The 10,900-nt window shown below is 71.2% G+C and carries 6 protein-coding genes; all 6 read right to left on the bottom strand.

Going from position 1 to position 10,900, the window contains the following annotated elements:
- Nucleotides 1-99 precede the first annotated feature (99 nt).
- On the bottom strand, nucleotides 100-1,203 hold the full coding sequence (locus ACFY04_RS41835) for a hypothetical protein (RefSeq protein WP_389126100.1): 1,104 nt from the start codon (nucleotides 1,201-1,203) through the stop codon (nucleotides 100-102).
- Nucleotides 1,204-1,272: 69 nt separating this feature from the next.
- Nucleotides 1,273-4,728, bottom strand: a complete 3,456-nt coding sequence (locus ACFY04_RS41840; RefSeq protein ID WP_389126102.1) for a hypothetical protein — start codon at nucleotides 4,726-4,728, stop codon at nucleotides 1,273-1,275.
- Nucleotides 4,729-4,779: 51 nt separating this feature from the next.
- A complete protein-coding gene (locus ACFY04_RS41845; RefSeq protein ID WP_389126105.1) occupies nucleotides 4,780-7,023 on the bottom strand; it encodes a hypothetical protein in 2,244 nt (747 codons plus the stop codon).
- Between the two features lie 118 nt (nucleotides 7,024-7,141).
- Entirely contained in the window at nucleotides 7,142-9,679 is a 2,538-nt protein-coding gene (locus ACFY04_RS41850) for a DUF6603 domain-containing protein (protein WP_389126107.1), read from the bottom strand.
- A gap of 657 nt (nucleotides 9,680-10,336) precedes the next feature.
- A complete protein-coding gene (locus ACFY04_RS41855; RefSeq protein WP_389126109.1) occupies nucleotides 10,337-10,585 on the bottom strand; it encodes a hypothetical protein in 249 nt (82 codons plus the stop codon).
- A 39-nt stretch (nucleotides 10,586-10,624) separates the two neighbouring features.
- A partial coding sequence (locus tag ACFY04_RS41860; protein WP_389126111.1) for a hypothetical protein occupies nucleotides 10,625-10,900 on the bottom strand: 276 nt, incomplete at its 5' end.

Consider the following 10,900-nt stretch of genomic DNA (forward strand, 5'->3'; position numbering starts at 1 on the left):
TCGTACTGTTCTGGCTGAGGATGGGCAGCTTGTGCCAGGTGCCCCCGCGGTTTTCACGTTCTCCGCCACGGGGCTTGTCTCGTGCCGGCGATCACTGGTCTACGGGTAGGGAGTAACCAGTTCGTTCCTTCCGAACCCGAACCACTCGATGCTCGGGTTGGCGTTCGTGGAGGCTTTGATCCTGATTGCCTCACCTTTGAGCACCGGGATCGACAGGTAGGGCTGGTGCCCGTCCCCGAGGGGCTGCAGGAAGTGGATACCTCGGCCCGCGTCGACATAGAGACCTGCGCCGCTGGCCCACGGGAGCCGTGCGGTGAGGATGCCATCGGTCGTCGCCGAGGTCGTCAACCACCGCTCTTTGAATCCAATGAAGAGTTCCTGCCGGGTGAGGACCCTCCCCGTGATCGCCAGCTCCCCGTGTACGGCGAGGTTTCCGACTTCCAGATCGGATTTGGTGACGGTGACCTGGGCGGAGATGATCCGGATGACGGGGTTGGTGGGGTCGCCGGTGGTGGCGCGGAGGTAGAAGGTGGTGTCGGATTTGACGCCTTCGACGTCGAGGCTGGTGCGGTTGGTGACGTCACGGTTGACGTCGCCATAGAGGAGTTCGTAGGTGGCGTTGGCGGAGCGTTCCCAGGTGAGCTTGACGTCGCCGCCGTTGGGGATGATGGAGGGTTCGCACAGGAAGTTGCGCAGGTAGAAGTCGGCGGGGAACTTGCCGAGGTTGAAGACGGTGAGCCGGTCCTGGAATGCCGAGCTACCGGTGCGAGAGCTTTCGGTGACGGTGATGGGTGCGGTGCCGACCTTGCGGCTGATGGGGATGTCGGACAGCTGGATGGTGAATCCGGTGTCGGGGCCGATCGGCGCGTGGCTGCCGGCGGGTGCGCAGACGAACTCCTTGGCGGCCGCGTCCAGGCGCACGGTCCAGCCGGTGAGGCTGATCCGGGGGCTGATCTTGTTCAGGTCGGTGGCGAGGTCGGGTGCCATCGTCCCGGCCGGGACTTTCACCCTGATCCATTCGACGTCGGCCGGGGTGCCGCTCTGCCGGGCGACAGAGATGACCACCTCCCCGATCTCCTCGGGGGCCTGAGGGTTCTCCGGCGACGCCTTGAGCGGGCTCGGGGTGGTGCTGACGCTGTACGACAGCAGCGGGTCATGGGCTGCGGAGGTGTCAGTGTCCTGGGTCTGGATCACAACAGTCACGGGGCTCCTTCGGTTTGCATGCCGTCACCGCCCCGGCGTGGGGCGGGGACGGCATGGTGGTGAGGGTTCTCAGTGGTTGGTGCGGCTGTGGGCGGCGGCGTCGTCGAGGGTGAGGAAGCCGGAGCGGATCTCGGGTTCGGCGAGGGGGAGGTCGTACTGGTCCTGGCTGAGGATCGGCAGCTTGTCCCAGGTGCCGTCGCGGTTTTCGGACCAGGTCCAGGTGCCGATGACTCCGGCGGGGGTCGGCATGAGGACGGTCTCCTCGCTCCCGCCCTGGGGGCCGCGCAGGGCGGTGGTGGCGGCCAGGAGCGGGCCGGTGCGGAAGTTCACGCTCATGCGGGTGATCGCTTGGTCGGTGAACTCCTGCGGGACGAACACCTTCTTGGTGGCGAGGATGTCGGTGGTGGCGTGCACGGCCGCCCGCGGGTCCAGGAGCACGGTGGCGACCGCGGTGTTGTTGTCACCGAAGTCCAGCTCCAGGCTGGGCCTGTCGCCGATCGGCCGCAGGTACTGCCCGCCGCCGGCGGCCGGGTCGACGACCGTTTCGAAGTGCTCGTAGTCGTCTTCGAGGACGTAGCCGACCAGGCCGTCGTCGCTCTGCTGCGCTTCGCCGAGGCGGATCGCCCAGGGGTAGCTCGGCAGCTGGGAGGGGGTGGGTTCGAAGAGGTTTGCCCAGCTGACGTCGGTGCGCAGGGGCCCGCGCAGGTTCATGGTGAGGCGGGTGCGGACCAGGGCGAGGGGGCGGCCGAGGAGGAAGCCGAGGCCGGGGTCGGCCGGGCCGTCCGGGTCGATGGTCTGCAGGGCCCGGTCGACGGTGGTGCGGAAGGCGTCGAAGGTCTCCGGGCCACGGCTTTTCACCGCGTTCAGCAGCTGGTAGGTGTGCCGGGTGAGCTCCTCCAGCTCCTCGAAGCGGGTCACCTCGGAGCCGGGCAGGGCCGACCATGTCACAGCCCGCTGCCCGTGTTCGTTCAAGGTGACGCGCAGTTCGCCGAGTGCGGCGCCGTCGGGGGCGTGGACGACGAGGGACCGGTCGAGGCGGTTGTGCAGCAGCCAGGCGCAGACCGGGTTGGCCCCGGGGGTCAGGTCGGTGTCCTCGTCGCTGGCGGCGGCGAGGAAGTCGAAGCGCAGCCGGGCCGGCTGCAGGAGACGGGGGCCGAGTTCGACCAGCCGGTCGGGATCGTGATCGCTGACGGGATGCGCCGGGCGCATGGTGTCCGGCATCTCGGGTGTGAAGTGGGTGGCGTTGGTGATCAGGTTGACGGACCGTCCGAAGCGGTCGACGACGGCCAGGTCGAGGAAGGCGAGCTGGCCGGCGCGCAGGTCCTGGAAGGTGGAGACGGGGTCGGGGTCCCAGTCGCTGGCCTTCAGGGGGCCGGGGTCGGGCGGGGGGTAGTCACCGTTGCCGATGAGGTCGGCGAGCTCGCCAGCGGGCTGGAGGCCGGCCAGGGGCTGGCGCTGGGCGATGCCGGCGCCGAAGCCGTCGAGGGTCTGGGAGAGGTAGTCCGCCTCACGGGCCCGTGAGCGCACCTGGCGCAGGACGTCGGCGGACAGCTGGTCGCGCACGCGGGCGTAAGTCTGCAGGGTGCCGTCGACGATGTGGCCGGCGGTGGGGGCGAGGGTCTGGCGGCCGGAGACGACCAGCGGCGTGCCGGGTTCTCCGGTGCCTTTCCACTGGTAGCGGGAGCCGTCGATGAAGTCCCAGTGCGCCTCGTCGCCGTCGCGCATCGGCAGGGGAAAATACTCGGCCTTCCACAGCAGGAACAGCGGCTGCCAGGGCATGGCCCACGGCGTGGTGCCGTATTCGGGAAGGGTGCCGGTGACGTCCTGGATCACGCCGGTGCGCAGGGCGCGGTCGAGGATGAGGAACTCGCTGAGCAGTGCGGGGAAGCAGGGCGGCTGCTGCCCTGTGAGGTCGATCTGAGCGGCGGTGTCGGCGACGTCGGTGGTGGTGATGCCGGAGGCGCGGGTGACGATCCGTTCGGGGGTTCGGCAGGGCAGGGCGCTGTCGCGGGTGAGGGGGGCGTGGAGGTTGGCGCCCTGGAGGGTGAGGACCGGGTCGGCGCTGTACTCGAAGTCCTCGGCCGGGACGCGGATCAGGCGGCGGGCGGCCCGGGCGCCGTAGGCGGGGTACAGGAAGTCGATGCGGGCGGCCAGGTCCGCCTCGCTCTTGCCCCAAGGCAGTTCGGCGCGCTGGTCGGCAAGCTGGCGGGCGAGGGCGACGACGCGTCCGGCTGCGCCGTCCGCGTTGCCGGGGTCGAGTTCGTCGTCGATGCGGCCGGTGAAGTCGGCGGGCTTCTTCTTCAGGTGGCTGAGCCACCACAGGTGGTAGAGGCGTTCGCGGGCGGTGTCGAGTTCGGCTTCGGTGGCATCGTGGCCGGCCTGGCGGCGGTTGAGGTCGGCGACGGTCTCGGCCTCCGCCTCCCGGGTCGCGCGGGAGGTGGTGCGGCCGGTCTCCTCTCCGCGTTCACCGATGAACCAGCGGTAGCCTCCGGCGACGGGGCCGAAGGCGCTGTCGTGGGCGCGGCGGTCGGTGAGGATGTCGGCCTCGGGCCGGTCGCGTTCCTCCAGGGCGTCGATGCCGCCGAGCAGGAACGCCCGGAACAAGTCGGCCTCCACGGCGGACAGCGCGCCTTCACCGCCGGCCTGGGCCCCGAGCTCGCCGACGGCTTCGGCGATGCTGTTGGACACGACCGGGGTGACGTCGGCCGGCTTCGGGCAGGGCGAGTCGGGGACGGGACCGTTCAGGTCCCAGTCCAGGCCCAGGACCGTGCCGGAGTAGACGGAGGAGCGGATGCCGCTGCCGTAGCCGACGGGCGGCCGCCACTGCAGGCGCTCCAGCAGCGCGGCGAGGTCCTCGGTGCCGGCGAGGATGTCGCTGGAGGGGTCCGAGTACCAGCCGGCGACGAAGTAGCTGAGCCGCTCCCGCGCGGGCAGCTCCCCCTCGGGGGTGTCCAGGAGGGTGTCGTGGAGGGAGAAGACGTTGCTGTTGTAGGGCTGGAAGACCGAGAAGGCCGGCAGACCGGGGCCGATCGCGGTGAGGAACGGCGTGTGCGCGTCGGCCGGTTCCTGCCAGGGGCCGGTGAGCTCGTGGCAATTGCCGATCAGGATCGCGGCGGGTTCTTCGCTGTCGGGGTCCTGGAAGGAGACGCTGCCGTTCATGGGGTCGAGGTAGTCGCTCTGGACGATCCAGGCCTTGAGCGGGCGGGTGCTGTCGGTGTGGCGTACGACGAGCCACCGGTTGGGCACGAGGGGGAAGTCGCCGATGCCTTCCTCCTCGTCGTGGCGTCCGCGGGTGAGGGCGGCGGGCAGTTCCCACTGGAGGTAGACGCCGAGGCGGTCCTCCCGGCCGGTCCACTGTTCGGGGCTGGAGAACGGGGCGGGCTCCGGGGGGATGCCTTCCCCGATGCTGCTGAAGTTGGTGATCCACCGGTGGAAGACGTGCGGGGTTCCGGTGTCGCGGGTGGCCCGGTTGACGGCGAGGGCCGCGACCTCGACCGGCACGATGAGGGTGGTGTCCACGGACATGGCCCGGGGTCCTTTCGGTCAGCGCTTGGCAGTACGGCGCGGGGACAGGGCTCAGGGCCGCGAGAAGGTCTGTGCCTGCGGCGAGTTGATCATCTGCAGGGCGAACTGCGCGGAGGAGATTTGCCGGCCTCCGGTGAGCCCGTGTGCGGTGGACAGCGCGGGCACCAGGGCGTCGCCGGCGCCGTCGACGTTGAGGACGTCGCGCTCGCCGGGCCGCAGGAAGCGGCGGAAGCGGCTGTCGTCGGCGGGCGGTGGCGGCGGGAACTCGCCCATGGGGTGGCCGATCCGGTCCCCGGTGATCTCGCGGAGCTCGATGGTGCCGACATCGCCGATGCCGAAGCACAGGCCGCGCGGCGGCTCCGCCAGCTCGAAGCGGTCGATCAGTTCCGGGAAGAGCGCCAGGCGGATCTCCGTGCCGAACACGGCCTCGCGCACCGGTTCGACGGCTTCGGTGCCCTTGTAGGCGGTGACGACGGCCTTGGGCCAGTTCGGGACCAGGCTGGAGTTGATCAGCACCGCGCACTTCGGGATGGGCCCGCCGCCGGTGGCGAGCTTGTTGAGGTCGGAGTCCAGGGTGTGGCCGACCCCGACGCTCAGTGCCCCGTCCACGGCCGCCCGCACCCAGTCGCCGTCGACGTAGGCGAAGCGGATGCTCTCCGCTGGCAACGCGCGCGAGTCGGGGACCAGATGGGACAAGCCCAGCAGCTCCAGGCGGCGCAGCGCGTCCAGCCAGGCGGTGACCTTCGCGAACTGGTCGGGGGCGGCCTGGGTGAGAAGGGCGGCGACGCCCGGTTGGGCGAGGACGGCGCGTGCGTCACCAGGCCTGCGGCGGGTGCGGGTGGCGGTGCGGCGGCGGCCGGCACGCAGTTGGGGGCCAGCCTGGTCGAGGGCCTGGACGAGGCGGGCGCCGCCGGAGCGGGTGGCGCCGTCCGTGAGGAGGCGGTCGAATGCCTCGAAGGCGAGGGGGGCGGTGAGCTGGCGGGCGGTCAGCGCCGTCGCGGCACGGGCGGCGAGCTCGGGGTGGGAGGCCAGGCGGCGGGCCGCGGAGCGGGCGGCGGAGCGGAACTCCAGCAGGGCGCTGCGGAACTCGGCGTCCGCGAGGGCGAGGGTGCGCCCGGCGGTGAACGCGGCAGCGTAGGCGGTGTCGAAGACGCCGTACTGCTGCAGGTAGATCAGCGCCTCGCCCGGGGAGTCCAGGCGGATGGCGGCCGGTTCGGGAAGCTCCTGGGCGGGTAGGGCGGTGAGCGGGCCGCGGTAGAAGGCAAGGGTGCGCTCACCGCTCTCCAGGCGCTGCGGCAGGGCCACGGCCCCGCCCGCCATCCGGTCCAGGGCCTCTTTCTGCGGGCCGACCGGATTGGCCGGGCGGGCGGTCGGCACGCGCAGGCGCAGCTCGTCCGCGGGACGCGGCGTGCTGCCGTCAGTGGTTGCCAGGTGCTGGGCGAGGTCGCCGAAACCGACGCCGGAGTCCGGTTCGGTGGTGAAGGACCAGGAGGCGAGGGAGACCAGACGCACGCCCCCGGTGGGGGCGGGGGAGGTCAGGTACCGGTCGTGGCCTTCGAGGGAGACCAGGTGGACGACGTGGCGTCCGCCGGCGGCGGGAAAGCGGTTGGCGACGAGGACGGCGTTGAGTTCGCCCTCGTCCGGGGCGGGGGCACTGCCGACGCGGGTGGCATCGGGGCGCCCGCCCTCGCGCAGGTGCGCGAGGTAGCCCATCTCCACGGGCAGCGGCTTGACCGCGTCGAACAGGGCGGCGGATACGAGGACGGTGACGCACTGCTCGTCGTACTCGTCGGGGCGCATGCTCTCCGGGGCGATGACCGGTACCGCTCCGGGGCCATGGGATCCGTCCAGGAGCTCGCGCACGCTCCCGGCAGTGACCAGGCCCACCGCGTCCGGGTCCTCGGGCAGTTCGTCCTCGCGGAACAGCAGCAGGGCCATCCACGGGACGGCGCCCGGCTGACCGTCACCGAGCAGCCGGGCCCACGGCAGGCCGGGGGCGTCGAGGTTGATGTGGGCGAGGGTCTGGCTGTAGGTGCCGACCGCGTCCGGCACCGGGAACTGCGCGTTGATGCCGGTCGGATCGAAGCTGAAGCGCGGCTGGACGACGTCGAAGGGCTGCGGTGTGGCGTCGATGACGCGGTCCGCTCCGCCGAGGTCCTTGAGGGTCTGCCGGTTGTCGATCCGGTACCGCCCTGCGTACAGCGAGGGGATGCGGTGGTCGAAGAACCGGGTGCGGTGCTGGGCACCCGGCTCGCTGGTGCGCGGTCGGGAGGCGGAGTCGGGTGTGGTGGTCACGGGCGTGCCTTTCGACAGGACGCGGCGGCGGGCGGGTGAGGGTGGGCGGCGGACGCGGGGCGCACGGCATCACGGACCGGCCCCGGCACGGTCCGGGCGGCCTGCGGCGGCGCAGGGGTCAGCCGGCCGCGATCAGCATCGGTTCGGCGGTGAAGGCGGTGCCCGCGGCCTGGGCGTAGGCGCTCAGGTCGGTGTCGAGGGTGCCGAGGTTCGCGCCGAGGCCGGTAAGGGCCTGGACCAGGGCGGTGCGGTTACCGCGGGTGGCGGTGGTGTCGATGCCGTTCTGGATCGCGGCGATGACGCCGCCGGGGCGGGTCGGCACCGGGCCCGTGACCGGCTCGCCGACGGACAGCGGCTGGTTGCCGTCGGGGTTGATCGGGTCGAAGGAGATGGCCTCCTCGTCGATGAACCCGGTGTCGGTGCCGTGGTCGACCGGTGGCGAGGTCAGCCGGATCCCGAGGATCTGGTCGGGGATGATCCCGTCGTTCGGCGCGTCCGGCTGCTGGCCCCACAGGCCGTTGGGCACGTTGCCGCGCAGCGCCGCGCGGCCCCACGGCGCCAGCGTCGCGGCCTGACCGTTGTAGGTGAGCCAGATGCGCAGTTCGCTGCCCTTGCCCCGCAGGTGCATGGGCAGGATGTCCACGGCGGTGCCGGTGGCGGCCTCGACAGTGTCGGCGCCCTGGTTCAAGTAGGCCTTGCTGACGGGTGCCTGGGTGTCGGCGGTGAAGGTGAAGCCGCCGTTGCTGACCAGCCACGGCTTGACATCGCCTCGGGTGGCTGGCGCGCCCTCGCCGGCATACCCGGCGATCGCAGTGGTGCGGACCATGTTCTCCGGCGGCGGCAGCATGCCCTGGAACCCGCCCCAGTCCAGCGCCGGGGTCTGGTTGCGGCGGGCGGCGCCGAAGCCGATGGTGAAGGAGATGAACCACAGGTGGACGGTCGCCTCGCCGCCGACCGCGGGGCCCCAGATCCGGACGCTGACGCCGACCTCGACCGAGATCCTGATCTTGACGAACCAGACCTTGATCGTCGCGGAAACTCCGACCCGGATCCCCATGCCGACGTCGAAGTAGAAGGGGTTCCACTCCAGCAGGGCGTCCACCCGGGCGGTGAGCCAGGCGCGCAGCATGCCGGACTGGAAGACGACGTCCAGTGAGCCGCCGGCCATCAAAGACTTGGGGGTGAACGCGGCGTAGGCGTTGCCGGTGATGCTGACGGTCGACCCGACGCCCCAAGTCAGACCGGCAGGCTGCTGGCGGGGGTATCGGGCGGGCAGCTCCCGGCCTGCGGGGATCGCACCGAGCATGAACGCGAAGTCGCCGGCCTGCGGGTGATTGCCGAACCAGAACTTCATGCCGACGCCGCCGCGCAGCTTGCAGTTCGGGTCGATCAGGAACGTCTTCTCGGTGAACGCCGCGCCGATGCTCAGCTCCCCGGCCGCCGGGCGCAGGGTCGCCTCGATGCCGATCTCCACCCGGGCGATCTTCTTGTCGCTCTTGGTGGGCAGCTGCATGCCAGCCGCGCCGAGCAGACTGATCGTCAGGTCGGAGCCGGTCTGCACCAGCGCCATGGCCCGGCCGCTGAACGTCTCGAAGCAGTCGAAGGCAAGGCCCGCCGCGAACCAGAGGTCGCCCTCCTGCGGCCGCACCCACGGGTTGGAGCCGCCGATCAGCTCGCCGAGGACCTTGAGCGGGTCGACTTCCTCGTCGTCTGCGCCGATCGCGCCCGGATTGTCCAGGGCCATCAGGAACGGGAAGCCGTCCAGCGCATCGGCGAGCGGCACGCGCACGCGGCTGTTCCAGCCGAACCCGGCGGAGATGCCGCGCACCTGGAACAGCGGCGGACCGAAGCCGACCTGGCTGCCGAGCGAGCCGTAAGCGAACAGCGACGGATCCGCGCCGGAGCCGTCGGGCACGACGTAGGCGCCCATCGCGGAGCCGTTGAACGCGCCGGTGTCCACCAGCAGCACACCGCCGACCACCGTCCTGTACGGCGGGGAGGCCGGCAGGGCGGTCAGCGCGCCGGCGATCCTCAGCGGCGGGCTGTAGTAGTCGACGCTCAGCCCGTTGTCGCCGCCCGGGGTACCGATCGGCGACCAGCCGCGCACCGATGGCGCTTCGAGGACCCGCATGCCCTTGCGGCGCCGCGGCCCGGGGCGGGGGGTGAGGATGCCGTGCTCGGTGACCAGCGCCTGCGGTGTGAGATCGCGGGCAGCTCCGTCCCGGTGCTTCACAGCGGGCAGGGCACGGCCCAGGCCGTCCAGGCGTTCAGGGTCGGTCGGCGGCCCAGGCGTGCGCCTGGTCAGCCGCAGGGCCCGGCCGTCCGCCAGCGCCCAGGCTCCGGCAGGCAGTGCCGTACCTTCCGGAGCGCCGTCGACCAGGACGAGCCTGCGGCCCTCGCCGAGGTCGACCGCGGCCACCGTTCCGGTCACCCACTCGCCGTCGGCGGTGAACGCGACGTCCACCGGTGCCGAGGACGCGGTGATCGTGGCCTGCCCGCCGACCGACAGAGCCTTCGGATCGCTCACCGCGCCGTCGATCCGCACGGTGCCGCCCGGAAAGACGAGCGCCGCGGCGTCGGGGTCGGCGAACACGGACACCGGGATCTCGACCGTTCCACCCGCCGCCTGCTCGAGAAGCTTCCGAACGTCTTCCACGCGTGCTGTCACAGCGATCCCGCCCTCGACTCGTGAGAAAAAGGGGACGGCGGAAGCACCCCCTGCTACCGGCGACGGGCTGGCGTGTCCGCTGCGAGGAGCCTAGCCAGGGTGTGCACGCAAAGGATACGGACAACCACTCTGCGTAATGAACTTGGCTGAAAGAGCAGCCGCGACCTGCATACGGGGATGGGCGCTTCACGGGCTGCGCGGCCTTGCGTGCAGAAGCGTTTCCACCGAGCCGCAAGGCCTCTGGGGAGGCAGTCGACAAGGCCCTTGTGCCGGTAGCGCCCCTGGCCCGCCGCGAGACCGGTAACAAGCCAGCCCGGTGGGTTGAGTGGTCCGTTCGGTCGCGGATGTCCTCAAGACGGGGCCCGAGGGGGAACTACGCTCAGCGCCGAAAGATGCGACTGCTGCCGCAACGTCTCGTTCTCCATGGCGGGCTGATTGAGTGCCCAGACGGGTGCGGGGGCGTCCGTGCGCAGTCGGGCGAGGTCCTCCTTGCTGGCGCCGACGCCTCACAGCAACTCTGCGACGTGCCGAAATCTGGCGAGAGGAAGATGGCGTCACCGGGCCGGGTCCCCGACCCCGCCTCGCGTTCTGCCAAGCGCTCGAACCAGGCCTGCAACTCGTCGAATACTCGCTCTGGGTCGCCGCCTACCCCGTGCTGGTGATGATGTTCGCGGCGGGGTGCTCGGCCATCAGCTCGGCGGCCCGGCGCCTTACCGCAGCGTTCACGTCCGGGTCGGTGCTGGCGTCGTCCACGTGGACGCGGGGCAGGACGAAGACGTGCCCGTCGTTCACACCGCCGCTGCGGGGGCGGACCGCGAGGCCACCGGGCCATTCGCGGACGATGCTGGCCGGGGCCTCCCCGGCGGTGATGGAGCAGAAGACGCAGGTCTTCACGGCGGGCCTCTCCTGATGGGGTCTGCGCGGGATGGCGGGTCAGATCCAGCGGAAGATGCGGCGGACGTCGCTGGCCGCACCGCTGAGGTTGTCGGCGTCGAGGCGGTCGTCGAAGTCGTAGGGGTCCTCGGCGGCGTCCATCACGGCGTTGGAGGCGGCATCGAGGACGGCGGCGAACGCCTCGTCGACCTTGGCGGCCTTGAGGGCCTCGACGACCGCAAGTCTTCTGAGTCGGGAATTCTGTTCAGATAACTGGCGAGGCGTTCGAGGATCTCGTCTGCGGTCTTGGTCCAGACGTAGGGCTTGGGGTCGGTG

The organism is Streptomyces sp. NPDC001549 (genome assembly GCF_042894025.1).
Taxonomy (GTDB): domain Bacteria; phylum Actinomycetota; class Actinomycetes; order Streptomycetales; family Streptomycetaceae; genus Streptomyces; species Streptomyces kutzneri.